A 13,699-nucleotide genomic window follows, 5' to 3' on the forward strand; every position below is an offset into this window, starting at 1 on the left:
AGCGTTTCACGATTGTCTTGCTTGCTATCGACGGCGGTGAGGTGCCTGCGTGCCCCTCACGTGGTCCGCGGCCGGCTGCCCGAGTTCAGTCACACCAGCCAGGCAGCTGCGTCTGGCGCCAGCATCCCGTCGATGAGAGGCGAACTGACGAGCAGCAATTCGCCGGGCGGAAGGGGCACCGGCTCATCGCCGGCGTTCAGCGCACAGACCAGCTGACCCTCGGAACGACGGAACGCCAGGCATCCCTCCGGCGCGCCGTACCACTCGAGGTGCTCACCGGTGAACTCCGGACGGGTCACCCGCAGGTCGATGGCTGCGCGGTACAGCGACAGCATCGACCCCACGTCCTCGAGCTGGGCCTCGACGGTGAGCGCGCGCCACGACTCCGGGATCGGCAGCCAGGTCTCGGGCGTCGCACTGAATCCGAAGGGCGGCTCGGTCCCCTCCCAGGGGATCGGGACACGGCAGCCGTCCCGCCCGCGTTCGGTGCGTCCGGACCGTTCCCACACCGGGTCCTGGAGTGCGTCGTCGGGCAGGTCGTCGACGTTCGGCAGTCCCAGTTCGCTCCCGTTGTAGAGGAAAACCGTTCCGGGCAGGGCCATTTCGACGACGAGCATCGCTCGTGCGCGCCTCGTGCCGCGCTCGAGGTCGAGTGCCCCGGTCTCCGGGTCGGCGACGGCGTATCGCGTGACCTCGCGGGCGACATCGTGATTGGACAGCGTCCACGTCGGAGTACCCGACACCGACAACACCGCGTCGAGTGAGTTCTCGATGGCCTCCCTGATCGCACCGGATTCGAACGGCGCCTTCGCGAGCCGGAAGTTGAACCCGAGGTGCAGTTCGTCGGGACGCAGGTACTCGGCGAATCGCTCGTTGTCGCTGACCCAGATCTCACCGACGTTGGCGGCCCCGGGGTACTCGTCGAGGACCTTGCGGATCTTGCGGTGGATCTCGTGCACCGCATAGTTGTTGAAACGCGGGTCGTCGTCGGAGTTCTGCAGCAGTTTGGTCGCCGACAGATCCATGTCGGGCAGGTCCGCGGGTTTGGCCATGCCGTGCGCGACGTCGATGCGGAAGCCGTCGACACCCCGATCGAGCCAGAAACGCAGCGTCTTCTCGAGATCGGCGAAGACGTCCGGGTTCTCCCAGTTCAGGTCCGGCTGCTCCTTGGCGAAGATGTGCAGGTACCACTGTCCCGGCGAGCCGTCGGCCTCGGTGACGCGGGTCCAGGCGGGTCCGCCGAAGATGCTGTGCCAGTTGTTCGGCGGCGCGTCGCCGTCGTCACCGAGGCCGTCCCGGAAGATGTACCGTTCGCGTTCGGGACTGCCGGGGGCCGCGGCCAGGGCGGCCTGGAACCACTCGTGCTGGTCACTCGTGTGGTTGGGGACGAGGTCCATCGTCACCCGGATGTCGCGTTCGTGGGCCTCGGCGATGAGCTCGTCGAAGACGTCGAGGTCGCCGAAGAGGGGATCCACGTCCCGGGGATCGGAGACGTCGTATCCGTGATCTGCCATGGGAGAGGCCATGATGGGACTGAGCCAGATCGCATCGATCCCGAGGAGTTCGAGATAGCCGAGTTTGTCGATGACACCGGCGAGATCGCCGACGCCGTCACCGCTCACATCGGAGAACGAGCGCGGATAGATCTGATAGAACACCGCGGACTTCCACCACGTGGTGTCGGCCGGATCCAGCTGCGAGACAACGGGTGGTGCGACCGGTGCGTCGGCGGCGACGACGGTCTCGTCGGCAGCCGGCTCCTCGAGCGCATCGACGTCGGACTCGATCGCGCCGTCGTCGAACGAGACGTCGTCGGGCTGACCCCCGTCGGATGGCTCGGCGGGGACGACCTCTGGTGTCTCATCGCTCACCGTGGTCATTGTGCCCTACCTGAGTTTTCTCGGAGAAATCCAGGTCAGTCGGCGAGTCGGGCGGCGTGTCGGGACAGAAAACGCTCTCAGATGGGTGAATTCATCATCGATTGCGCCGCCATCTCCATGTAGTCGATCAGCGCCTGGCGGTGGGGTGCGTCGAGCGTGTCGTCATCGATGGAGGCGATTGCGGTGTGCATACAGCGCAGCCACGCGTCCCGCTCGATGGGCCCGACGCGGAAGGGGTTGTGACGCATGCGGAGTCGGGGGTGGCCGCGCTCATCGGAGTAGGTTCGCGGGCCGCCCCAGTACTGTTCGAGGAACATGCGCATCCGACGCTCGGCCGGACCCAGGTCCTCCTCGGGATACAGCGGGCGGAGCACCTCGTCGCGCGCCACCTCGCGATAGAACACAGCCGTGAGTCGCCGGAACGTCTCGGCACCGCCGACCTCGTCGTAGAAGGTCCGCGCGGGGGTTGCCGGCGCCGGTGGGGTCGGAGGGGATGTGTTGGGTTCGCCAGTCACCCTCGCCATTGTCCTCACCCGGGCGCGGTGTCTCAACGTCGACGCCGGGTCGGCCCTGTGAGCTGGCCGGACACCGTGAAACAGCTGTCACGGGGACCGCCACCGTGGTGGACTTGTGCTCGTCGGGGTGGCGGGAGGCGAGATGACGCACAGATCACACGGGAAGACGGGACGCGGGCAGATCCGTCCCGCTCGCTGCGCCGGGGCCTGGACACGCCGCCGGGTGCTGCTCCTCAACGCTACGTACGAGCCGCTGACGGCCGTGACGGTCCGGCGTGCGGTCGTCCTCATCCTCCGTGATCGCGCCGATCTGGTGCACGCCGACGAACAGGGCGAGGCGGTGCACTCCGTGGGTGGCGCGGTCCCGGTTCCGACCGTGATCCGCCTCCGCAGGTACGTCCACGTGCCGTACCGGGCGACCGTGCCGATGACCCGGGCCGCTCTGATGCGTCGTGACCTGACCAGGTGCGGCTACTGCGGTGCACGGGCGACGACGATCGACCATGTGGTCCCGCGGAGCCGGGGCGGGACGCACACCTGGGAGAACTGCGTGGCGTGCTGTGCCTCGTGCAATCACCGGAAGGCGGATCGTCTGCTCGGGGAGCTGGGGTGGACGCTGCGGACGGTTCCGACCGTGCCGAAGGGCAGGCACTGGCGTGTGCTGGCCACCATCAAGGACATCGATCCGGCGTGGCTGCAGTACCTCGATGCCGGCGCCGCGTGACGGCGTGATCCGGTCGCACGGGGTCGCCTCACACGTCTACGACGCGCTGTAGGCCCCCGTGGGCAGGGCGGCGGCCAGTGGGTTAGATTGATCAACGATGACCTGCGCCGACAACCGGGCGGGTCCGGCGCGACCATCGAAAGGGTGACATGGACGTCGACAGCCTGATCGTCCCCATCGGAGTGCCAGTCACGATTCTCACGGTGCTTGCTGTTCTGCTCTGTGTTGTCGCGATGGTGTTCTCCTCCGGGGTCAAGTACCCGAAGGTCGAGGAGTACACCCTCGACCAGCAGTGGGAGCACGCACCGCTTCTCTTCAGTGCCACCGACATCGAACCGATGGCACTTCCGCGGCATGCGGAACCCGGCGACGTCGATGGGAGCTCGGCCAGTGGCAAATGGTGAGGTTACGCACGCAAATGTGAGCGCCGAGGTCGCGGCCCGGTCGGCCGCCGAACTGCCGCTGGGCGCCGTCTTCACCAACAGCGGTCGCATCTCGGCGGCACGCTACCCGGCCGACGCTCCGACGACGCCGCCGTTCAGCAAGAAGGATCTGATCGCGCTCGACGAGACGCTCAAGGCCGCCAGCGAGAAGGCCCTCGTGCGCTTCTCGGTCTACATCGGCGACCTCGACGGTGAGCTGGAGACCAGCGCCCGTGCGATCCTCGCGAAATCGCCCGAGCCCGCGTACGGCACCCTCATCGCCGTCTCGCCGAACTCGCGTGACGTGGTCATCGTCTCCGGCAACAAGGTGTCCACCCGCGTGAACGATCGCGTCGCGGCTCTCGGTGTCACCGCCGCGGTCACCGGCTTCCGTCAGGGCAACCTGATCGACGGGCTGATCGCCTCGCTGCGCGTGATGGCCACCGCCGCCGCCGGCGGCTGATCGCTCGCACACCCTGATACACGAAGGCCGCCCCACCGTTCCGGTGGGGCGGCCTTCGTCGCGGGTCGTCAGTGGGTGAGGACCTTCTCGTGGGCTCCGCGAGCGGTGGTGACGTCGTCGAGCTCGTCGTCGACCATGTTGCTCTCGTCGAACGGATCCCGGCCGGACAGCACGTCGTCGACGCGCTGCTTGTCGATGGTGCTGGTCCACGAGCCGACGAGCAGCGTCGCGACCGCGTTGCCGGAGAAGTTGGTGACCGCGCGGGCCTCCGACATGAACCGGTCGATGCCGACGATGAGGCCGACGCCGTCGAGCATGTCGGGGCGATGGGCCTGGAGTCCGCCGGCGAGGGTGGCCAGTCCCGCACCGCTGACGCCGGCGGCGCCCTTGGACGCGATGATCATGAACGCGAGCAGGCCGATCTGCTCACCGACCGACAGCGGGTCGCCCATCGCGTCGGCGATGAAGATCGACGCCATCGTGAGGTAGATGGCGGTGCCGTCGAGGTTGAACGAGTACCCGGTCGGCACCACGACGCCGACTGTGGTCTTCTCCACGCCGAGGTGCTCCATCTTCGCGATCAGGCGAGGCAGCGCGGACTCCGAGGACGACGTCGCGAAGATCAGGATGTACTCGCGGGTGAGGTACTTGACGAGTTTGAAGATCGAGACGCCCGACACGGTGCGCAGCAGCACCCCGAGCACGCCGAACACGAACACCAGGCAGGTCAGATAGAACGCGAGCATCAGCGTCAGCAGCTGCTGGACCGCGGCCCAGCCGGTCTGTCCCACGACGCTGGCGATGGCGCCGAACGCGCCGATCGGGGCCACCCAGAGCACCATGGTGAGCACCTTGAAGACGAGCTTCTGGAAGTAGGAGACCGCGGTGAGGATCGGTTCGCCGGTGCGGCCCATCGCCTGGATCGCGAACCCCACGAGCAGCGCAACGAACAGCGCCTGCAGGACGCTGCCCTCGGTCAGCGCGGACAGCATCGATTCCGGGATGATGCCCTGGATGAAGTCGAGGGTTCCGCCGGACTCGTGTGCGTCCTCGGCGAGTTCCTGGCCCTTGCCCGACACCGAGTCGATGTTCAGGCCGTCGCCCGGCTGGATGATGTTGCCGACGACCAGGCCGATCGCCAGTGCGACCGTCGACATCGCCAGGAAGTAGACGAACGCGAGTCCGCCGACCTTGCCGACCGTCGCCGCCTTGCGAACCGAGCCGATGCCCAACACGATCGTGCAGAAGATGACCGGGGCGATCATCATCTTGATGAGGCTGACGAACATGGTCCCCAGCACTCCGAGGTCTTTGCCGACGCCCGGCGCGACGAGCCCGACCACGACGCCCGCGATCACCGCGATGATGACACCGATGTACAGCCAATGGGTGCGGTCGCGCTTGGCCTTGGATGGCGTGTCGGCCGTATCGTCGGGCGTGGTCACGATGGGATCGGAACCGTCCCCGGCCGGTGAGTCGCCGGACCTACCTCGAATGTTCATCGGTGATTCTCTCCTCGTACACCTCGGACAACAGTGATGAGGATTGTGGCCCGATGTGGTGACGCGGGTCACGATTGTGTTCATTACGTTCATATTCAGCACGTCCGGAGTCCTCACTTCGGACAGGAACGAGGTCGGCAGGGATGCGGTGGTACCCGCGCACGCTCGCCGGACAGGTCGCCGCGCTCGCATTGGCGGTCTTCGCGGTGGTCGTCGTCGCCGAGAGCGTTCTGGCGGCCGTCGACGCCCGCATCGACGCGGACCGCGCGGCCCGGGCCGAGGTGACAGCGGTGGCCGTCAGCCTGGCGGAGTCGCCGTCGACCGTCGCCGCCCTCACATCTCCGGATCCCAGCGCGGTGCTGCAGCCGGTCACCGAGCGGGTGCGCGCGGCAACCGGGATCGCGTTCATCACCGTGCTGGCGCCCGACCGGACCCGCTACACCCACACCGACCCGGCGCGAATCGGCGAGCCGTATCTGGGGAGCATCGACGCGGCACTGCGCGGGCAGACCGTGACCGAGAACTACACCGGCACGCTGGGCCCGTCGATCCGGACGATCGTCCCCGTCCGTGATGCCGACGGCCGGGTGGTGGGGATGGTCGCTGCCGGGATCACCCAGCGCTCGCTGACGTCGGCGTGGCGTGGCCAGCTGCCGATGATCGCCCTCGCCGCGTTCGCGGCACTGCTCACCGCCGTCGGCGGCGTGTGGTGGATCCGGCGACGACTGCTGCGGCAGACCGGTGGACTCGCGCCCGACGAGTTACGGCTGATGTACGACCACCACGACGCCGTGTTGCGTTCCGTGCGCGAGGGATTGGTCGTCGTGGAGGACGGGCGACCGGCACTCGTCAACTCCGAGGCGCACCGCCTGCTCGAGATCGGACCCGACACGGCCCCCGCGGACCTGCCCGCCTTCCTCACCGACGGCGACGAGGAGACGGACGTGACCTACGCCGACCGCGGCCGGGTGCTGCTGGTGAGTCGTTCCCCGGTGGCCGGCCGACGCGCGTCGTCGGTGGTCACCATCCGTGACCGCACCGAGCTCTCGGAGGCGATGGGCGAACTCGACTCGATGACGCGGTTCGCCGAGGCCCTCCGATCGCAGGCGCACGAGGCGGCCAACCGGTTGCACACGATCGTCGCCCTCGTGGAGATGGGCCGGCCCGACGAGGCGATCCGGCTGGCGACGACCGAGTTCGAGCTCTCCCAGCACCTCATCGACCGGATGACCCAGGCGGTGGCCGAGCCCGCGCTGGTCGCCCTCCTGCTGGGGAAGACGGCGCAGGCGGCCGAACGCGGGATTGCGCTGTCCCTGACCGAGGAATCGCAGGTGAGTGACGCCGCCACCGGGCTCCTCACGCCCGGTGAGATGATCACGGTCGTGGGCAACCTGATCGACAACGCCCTGGACGCCTGCGACCCCGCGGACCCGTGGGTGGAGGTGACGGTCGTCGGGGACGACCGCGTGCTCGACATCGTCGTCGCCGACAGCGGCAGCGGCATGGATGCCGACCTGCTCGCACTGGCGACCACTCGGGGTTACTCGACGAAGCCCGGAGGTGACGCCGCCGGGCGCGGCCTCGGTCTCGCCCTCGTCGCCCAGGTCGTCGCGCGTCGGCACGGGACGATGAGCGCCGAGAACACCTACGGCTCGGTCATCTCGGTACGCGTGCGCGCCGACGCGGGGGAGCGCGGACGATGATCCGCGTCCTGATCGTCGAGGACGAACCCGTGATCGCTGAGGCGCATCGCGATTATCTCGTCCGGCTGGGCGGATTCGAGGTCGTCGGTGCCGTGTCCACCGCGCAGGAGGCGCTGCGGATGGCCACCGCCGGACCGGTGGATCTGGTGCTGCTCGACCTGGGTCTGCCCGACGCACGTGGCGTGGACCTCGCCTCGGCGCTGTCGGGTGTCCGCCCGGCGCCCGACGTCATCGCGATCACCGCCCAGCGCGACCTCGCCACCGTCCGGAGCGCGATGTCGCGCGGGGTGCTGCTCTACCTGTTGAAACCCTTCACCTTCGCCGCGTTCCGGGAGAAGATCGAGCAGTACCTGCGCTACCGCGAAGCCCTCACCGGCGACGCCGACGCGGTCAGTCAGCGCGACGTCGACCGGGCGCTCGCCGAGCTGCGCACGAGCGACACCCGTCGATCGGCGAAGAAGGGCGCGGCGCCGCAGACCGAGGACGCGGTCAGCCGGGCGGTCCGTGACAGCCCCGACGGGCTGACCGCCTCGGAAGTGGCGCGCGCCCTCGGATCGTCGCGGGTCACCGCATGGCGCTACCTCGAGCGGCTCGCCGACGACCATGTACTCGAACGCTATACCGAGTACGGCTCGGCGGGCCGCCCGCAGGTGCGCTACCGGTGGCGACGGCGCTGACCCCCGGCGTCCGCGGGGTTCAGCTCTCCTGCGCGTCGTAGGCGCGCGCCCGCAGCGAGCGGGCGACGCCGTCGCGGCCCTCGGAGATCAGCCGCTTCAGCGCAGACGGGTGGTCCCCGGACAGGAAGTCCTCGGCGAGGTCGAGGGCATGCTGCGACATCGCCCAACTCGGGTACAGGCCGATGACGACGGTCTGCGCGACCTCGCTCGACCGGCGTGCCCACACCTTCGGAACCGCCTCGAAGTACTTCTCCACGTAGGGCTCGAGGAGTTCGCCCTGGCCGGGACGGGCGAATCCGCCGATCATGGTGCGGGTGTACATATTCGACAACGAGTCGTCCTCGATGGCGCGAGTCCAGGTGTCCGCCTTGGCCTCTGCCAGCGGACGCGCCGCCCGCGCCAGCGCCGCCGAACGCGTGCCGGTGGCGGTGTTGTCCCGCTCGGCCTCGGCGTCGATGACCGGGGTCGACTCCGGATCGGTGTCGATCGCCCCGGCGGTGGCCAGCGCGGTCACCAGCTTCCACCGCAGGTCCGTGTCGACGGCGAGACCCTCGAGCCCGTGGTCGGCGGGATCCGCGCCCTCGAGCAGCGCCCGGGCCACCTCGGTGTGGTCGTCGTTGATAAGGCCGCCGAGCCAGGTGTTGACGAACGCCAGCTGATGGTCGGAACCCGGCTCGGCCGCGCGGGCGAGTTCGAGCATGCGCGAGCTGAATCCGGGACGGCCCGTGGTGGCCGCCCACTCCGGGTCGGCATAGGATTCGATGGCGGTCGTCGCCTGCAGCAGAACTCGTTGCACCACACCGATTTCCGACTCCCCAGCGATGTCCTGCCGAACGAGTTCGACGAAGTCACGGGCACGCATCTCGGCCTGACGGGTCATCTCCCACGCCGCCGACCAGACCAGGGTGCGCGGCATCGGATCGCTGATGTCGCCGATCCGGGCGGTCGCCGTCGCCAGCGACTCCGGATCGAGCCGAACCGAGGCGTAGGTGAGGTCACCGTCGTTGAGCAGCACCAGATCTCCACGATGCACACCGACGAGGTCGGCGACGTCGGTGCGCTCGCCCTCGATGTCGAGTTCCACACTGTGCGTCTGCTCGATGGCACCGGATCCGTTGTCGGCGTAGACACCGACGCGCAGTCGGTGTGCCCGGGTCTCGCCGGCGCCCGGGGCGGCGCCGTCCTGGACGATGGTGAACCGCGTGAAGGCGCCGGAGTCGTCGACCTCGAAGTCGGGCCGGATGACGTTGATGCCCGTGGTGCGCAACCACTGGTCGCCCCAGTCCGACAGGTCCCGGCCCGACGACTTCTCCAGAGCGCCGAGGAGATCGGCGAAGGTGGCGTTGCCGAACTGGTGCGCGGCGAAGTAGCTGCGCAACCCGGCGAGGAAGTCCTCGAGGCCCACGTAGGCGACCAGCTGCTTGAGGACCGACGCGCCCTTGGCGTAGGTGATGCCGTCGAAGTTGACCTCGACGGCCGCGATGTCGGGGATGTCGGCTGCGACCGGGTGGGTCGAGGGCAGCTGGTCCTGCCGGTAGGCCCAGGACTTCTCGACGTTGGCGAATGTCGTCCAGGCGCTGGCGTATTCGGTCGCCTCGGCCTGGCACAGCACGGACGCGAAGGTCGCGAACGACTCGTTGAGCCACAGATCATCCCACCACTGCATGGTGACCAGGTCGCCGAACCACATGTGGGCCATCTCGTGCAGGACGGTCTCGGCGCGGCGCTCGTAGAGGTACTTGGTCACGCGGGACCGGAAGACGTAGTCCTCGAGGAAGGTCACGGCGCCGGCGTTCTCCATCGCGCCGGCGTTGAACTCGGGGACGAACAGCTGGTCGTATTTGCCGAAGGCGTAAGGGATCCCGAAGTTCTGGTGGTAGAAGCCGAAGCCCTGTTTGGTCTCGGTGAACAGGCGCTCGGCGTCCATGTGCTCGGCGAGCGATGCGCGGCAGTAGATGCCGAGCGGGATGTCGCCGTGCTCGTCGGAGTAGACGTCGGTCCACTCCGCATACGGCCCCGCGATGAGCGCGACCAGATAGGTGCTCATAGGTACTGTTTCCCGGAAGCGGTGCACCACAGTGGATGTGGAGCCGTCCGGTTCGCCAGGGGCCTCCGCGTGCGCGGCGTTGGAGATGACCTTCCAGTCCGCGGGAGCGGTGACGGTCACCGTGTAGGTCGCCTTGAGATCGGGCTGATCGAAGCAGGCGAACATCCGCTTGGCGTCGGCCGTCTCGAACTGTGAGTACAGGTACACCGAGTCGTCGGACTGGTCGACGAAGCGGTGCAGACCTTCGCCGGTGTTGGAGTACGCGCAGTCGGCGACCACAGTGAGCGTGTTCTCGGCGGCGAGGCCCGACAGCGGGATACCCACTGATTCGTCGAAACCGGAGACGTCGAGGTCGGCTCCGTTGAGGGTGGCCGAGATCAGGGTGGGTGCCACGAGATCGACGAACGTCTCGCTGCCCTCCGTCGCGGTGAACCGCACCGTCGTCGTCGAGCGGAAGGTCTCGGTCCCGGGCGCCCCGGAACCGTCGGTGAGGTCGAGGTCGATCTGGTAGTTCGACACGTCGAGAATCGCTGCGCGGTCGCGGGCCTGGTCTCTGGTGAGGTTCGGAGCAGTCACGCAGGCCAGCTTATCCAGGTCAGGACTCCGGCGGTGCTCCACGCAGTCCGGTGGGGTTCAGGATCGCCCGTGCGATCGTCTCGAGTTCGGCGGTGACCCCGGGCCGGGACCGCAGCTGCGGCGACTCGATGATCTCGCACGTGTAGCCGAACAACGACTGGGCGAGCGCATTCGCGTCGGCCGCGGTCAGCAGTGGGTTACGGGACCGGATCGCGTCGATCCATTCGGCCCGGTAATCCATCTGCGCGTTCCGGAGCTGCGTCTTCTCGGTGTCCGGGAGATACATGAGGTCGCTCGTGAAGACGGGCATGATGCGGCCGTGGACGTCGAGTGCGTACTCGACGAAGACGCGGATGAGCACGTCGAGCGGGTCGTCGGAACCGGCGCGGCTCAACGCATGGGCGGTGACGTAGAGGATGCCCTGCACACCGCGCCACAGCACCGCCCGCAGGAGATCGGATTTGCCGGAGACCTCCTGATAGAGCGTCGCGATCGAGACATCGGCGGTACGGGCGATCTCGTCGATGCGGACGTCGGTGAAGCCCCGCTCGGAGAACAACTGGGTGGCGGCGTCGAGAATCCGCTCGCGACGGGAGGCGGGGCGACGGTGCGCGGGCGCGCGCTCGGCATCGGGGCCCGGCTCCGGTGGCCCCGGCAGCCGGCACGCGAGGATCGAGTCCGCCACGGCGCGCTGGACCTCCATGAGGCGGGCGGGCGACAACGAGCCCCGCATCTCGGAGGTGTTGGAGTACACGCTGAGTGCAGCGGCACCCAGCATCGCCGCCTCCGACGGCACGACGTCGGGACGCGCCGCGACGATGAGTGAGGCGAAGTGTTCGCTCAGCTGGCCGAAATAGCTTCTCATCACATCGAGTTCGGCCGGCTGCAGATGGCGTTGCTCGCGACGCCACAGCGTCGACACGTCCCGATGGGCGGTGAGGTCACCGAGCCCGTCGAGCAGAAGTGCGAGCTGCTCGACCGGCGACCGGCCGTGCTCCTCGGCGTCGGCCATGAGTGTCGCGACGAGCTCAACCTGCGTCGTCAGCGCTTGCGAGAGGATGTCGTGTTTGCCGGGGAAATGTCGGTACACCGCCGGCCCGGTGAGACCGACCGCGGCGCCGATTTGCTCGATGCTGACGTTTCGGAATCCCGCGTCCTGGAACAGTCTTGTGGCGGCGCGGACGATCTGTGCCGAGCGCTGTCCGAGAGATCGGGGTTCGAGCGGCCGGAGACGCGCGACCACCCTGGCGGGTTCGTCCGGATCGGACGGTGGCGACGACGGCATCCCGGGTCCTCTTCCTCGGCGGTTCTTGCACCATCTCACACCGTGCCCGGACCGGGCCCCGCGAATCCACAGCGCCGGCGACTACTCCGCGCATCGGGAACAGTTCGAACCGCCGGGGTGTTGAGCCGTCCGACGGCGCCACCAGCCGATCGTCGGCGGCCCGTGCTCATTGTCGACTCTCGAGAGGATGTTCCATGTCAGAGCAGGCCCAGCCCACCGATCGCGTCGATTTCTGGTTCGACCCGCTCTGCCCGTGGTGCTGGATCACCTCACGCTGGATCCTCGAGGCCGAGAAGGTCCGGCCGATCGAGGTCAATTTCCACATCATGAGCCTCGCCGTCCTCAACGAGGGCAAGGACATCCCCGAGGAGTACCGCGAGGGCCTCAAGCACGCCTGGCGTCCGGTCCGGGTCATCGCCGCCGCCGCGGCGCAGAAGGGTGACGAGATCCTGGCGCCGCTGTACACGGCGATGGGGACCCGCATCCACAACCAGGGCATCAAGGATTTCGACGAGGTCATCGCGGGCGCGCTCGAGGAGGTTGGCCTCGACGCCTCGCTCGCCGAGGCCGCCGACCGTACCGAGTTCGACGAGGTCATCCGCGAGAGCCACCACGCCGGAATGGACAAGGTGGGCGACGATGTCGGGACGCCCACCATCCACGTCAACGACGTCGCCTTCTTCGGCCCCGTGTTGTCGCGGATCCCGCGTGGCGAGGACGCCGGGACGGTGTGGGACGGTGCGCGCGCACTCGCGTCCTACCCCCACTTCTTCGAGCTCAAGCGCACGCGCAACGAGGATCCGCAGTTCGACTGATCGGCTTCGGTTGCACGCCAGCGGTTCAGTACGTCAGAAGCGTGGTGGCGGTTCGATGCCGTTGGGCAGTCCGTCGGGCGTGAGCGTCGCCGGATGGGGAGGCGGCGGCACCGCCACCACGTTTCCACTCCCGACGCCCCGGACGATCTGACTCGGACGCAGCAGCATCGCCCCCGCGCGGGTCCGGTCGCGGAGTGCGGCTGCCCGCCAGGTCAGCACCGGATGCGACGACATCGCGTTGGTCAGAAAGGTGAAGAACCCGCGCTCGTGGGTCGCCCGGTCGGCGAACTGGTCGAAGTCCACCGCCGAGAGCATGTACTTGCCGGCGGCCAGGACACCCATCGCCCCGGGCGCCCCACCGGGTCTGGCGTACTACCCGTAGTTGTCCGCGCTGTACTCCTGCGCGCGGGACAGGGCGGCGCCGAGCACCGGGATGTTCATGCCGACGATCGTCGACAGCTGTCGCCAGTACGAGGTGTGCCCGGCGGCGATGTGCCCGACCTCGTGGCCGATGATAAACTCGAGCGCCTGCGGGTCCCGGGCGGCGCCGCCCACCTCGAACAGGTCGGAGTACACGACGACGAACCGCCGGAACCCGTGCCCGGAGGCGAATGCGTTGATCGCGCCGTTGCCGAGGACGACGTAGGCATCCGGCACGTACTCCAGTCCGAAGCGGGCTGCGGCTTCGACGACCATCCGGTGTCCGTCGGGGAACTGGGTCGGCGTCATCTGTACGCCGTTGACCCGCGGTGATGCATAGGTCAGGCCGCGGATCACGAACAGCAGGAGCGGGAACAGCAACGCGCCCAACAGGAGTTGGTCGAGTGTGCCCAGCGCGACGAGGACGATGATCGCCGCGTATCCGAGCACCGTTGCGAGGATCACCAGCACGAGGGTGGGGATCTCCCAGGGGTGCAGCCGCGGCCGCGCGGCGTAGTGCGCCGGGCGCAGCCACCGTCGACCGGGATCGGCCGGCGCGGGTGGCGGCGGGTCGGCGACACCGGGCACGTTGGGGATCGGCGCCCCGGAGGCGGGTGTGCCGGCGGCCGGCTCGCGGGGGACGGGCAGGGGCGTGTCCACGCCCTCAATC

General features: G+C 68.4%; 11 protein-coding genes and 1 pseudogene. 6 read left to right on the forward strand and 6 right to left on the reverse strand.

The features are described from left to right. Positions 1–89: 89 nt before the first annotated feature. The gene (locus tag FFS52_RS07415; RefSeq protein ID WP_137809318.1) at positions 90–1,880 is read right to left on the reverse strand and encodes a glycoside hydrolase family 13 protein; all 1,791 of its coding nucleotides are present in this window, start codon (positions 1,878–1,880) and stop codon (positions 90–92) included. A gap of 77 nt (positions 1,881–1,957) precedes the next feature. Further along, on the reverse strand, positions 1,958–2,404 hold the full coding sequence (locus FFS52_RS07420) for a globin (protein ID WP_226513045.1): 447 nt from the start codon (positions 2,402–2,404) through the stop codon (positions 1,958–1,960). Positions 2,405–2,537: 133 nt separating this feature from the next. On the opposite strand from FFS52_RS07420, the gene FFS52_RS07425 reads away from it, so the two are divergent. The 3 genes from FFS52_RS07425 to FFS52_RS07435 all read left to right on the forward strand — a co-directional run bounded on the left by FFS52_RS07425 (position 2,538) and on the right by FFS52_RS07435 (position 4,004). Next, the gene (locus FFS52_RS07425) at positions 2,538–3,119 is read left to right on the forward strand and encodes an HNH endonuclease (protein WP_137809319.1); all 582 of its coding nucleotides are present in this window, start codon (positions 2,538–2,540) and stop codon (positions 3,117–3,119) included. 149 nt (positions 3,120–3,268) lie between these two features. Continuing rightward, positions 3,269–3,523 (forward strand): hypothetical protein, encoded by a 255-nt coding sequence (locus tag FFS52_RS07430; RefSeq protein ID WP_058250036.1) that lies wholly within the window; start codon positions 3,269–3,271, stop codon positions 3,521–3,523. After that, entirely contained in the window at positions 3,510–4,004 is a 495-nt protein-coding gene (locus FFS52_RS07435; RefSeq protein WP_171011575.1) for a DUF5130 family protein, read from the forward strand. The genes FFS52_RS07430 and FFS52_RS07435 overlap by 14 nt, the downstream gene beginning before the upstream one ends. Positions 4,005–4,072: 68 nt before the next feature. Here the strand turns inward: FFS52_RS07435 and FFS52_RS07440 are convergent, their stop codons facing one another. Then, the gene (locus FFS52_RS07440; protein WP_137809320.1) at positions 4,073–5,506 is read right to left on the reverse strand and encodes a cation:dicarboxylase symporter family transporter; all 1,434 of its coding nucleotides are present in this window, start codon (positions 5,504–5,506) and stop codon (positions 4,073–4,075) included. Positions 5,507–5,649: 143 nt separating this feature from the next. On the opposite strand from FFS52_RS07440, the gene FFS52_RS07445 reads away from it, so the two are divergent. Together FFS52_RS07445 and FFS52_RS07450 are read left to right on the forward strand one after the other, a co-directional pair. Further along, positions 5,650–7,209 (forward strand): ATP-binding protein, encoded by a 1,560-nt coding sequence (locus FFS52_RS07445; protein WP_137809321.1) that lies wholly within the window; start codon positions 5,650–5,652, stop codon positions 7,207–7,209. After that, positions 7,206–7,886 carry a response regulator gene (locus tag FFS52_RS07450; RefSeq protein ID WP_137809322.1) on the forward strand — a complete coding sequence of 227 codons (681 nt, stop codon included), beginning with the start codon at positions 7,206–7,208 and terminating at the stop codon, positions 7,884–7,886. The genes FFS52_RS07445 and FFS52_RS07450 overlap by 4 nt, the downstream gene beginning before the upstream one ends. Before the next feature lie 19 nt (positions 7,887–7,905). Here FFS52_RS07450 and pepN read toward each other — a convergent pair whose 3' ends face one another. Both pepN and FFS52_RS07460 read right to left on the reverse strand, forming a co-directional pair. Further along, on the reverse strand, positions 7,906–10,509 hold the full coding sequence (pepN, locus tag FFS52_RS07455) for an aminopeptidase N (RefSeq protein WP_137809323.1): 2,604 nt from the start codon (positions 10,507–10,509) through the stop codon (positions 7,906–7,908). A gap of 19 nt (positions 10,510–10,528) precedes the next feature. Then, positions 10,529–11,794 carry a TetR/AcrR family transcriptional regulator gene (locus FFS52_RS07460; protein WP_137809324.1) on the reverse strand — a complete coding sequence of 422 codons (1,266 nt, stop codon included), beginning with the start codon at positions 11,792–11,794 and terminating at the stop codon, positions 10,529–10,531. 194 nt (positions 11,795–11,988) lie between these two features. Between FFS52_RS07460 and FFS52_RS07465 the strand changes: the two genes are divergently transcribed. Further along, complete coding sequence (locus tag FFS52_RS07465; protein WP_137809325.1) at positions 11,989–12,609, forward strand: DsbA family protein; 621 nt, start codon at positions 11,989–11,991, stop codon at positions 12,607–12,609. A gap of 33 nt (positions 12,610–12,642) precedes the next feature. On the opposite strand, the pseudogene FFS52_RS07470 reads toward FFS52_RS07465, so the two are convergent. Then, positions 12,643–13,689, reverse strand: a pseudogene (locus FFS52_RS07470) (M48 family metallopeptidase). Positions 13,690–13,699 lie beyond the last annotated feature (10 nt).

This window comes from Gordonia sp. ALPHA1B1 (assembly GCF_005502615.1).
GTDB classification, from domain to species: Bacteria; Actinomycetota; Actinomycetes; order Mycobacteriales; family Mycobacteriaceae; genus Gordonia; species Gordonia hongkongensis.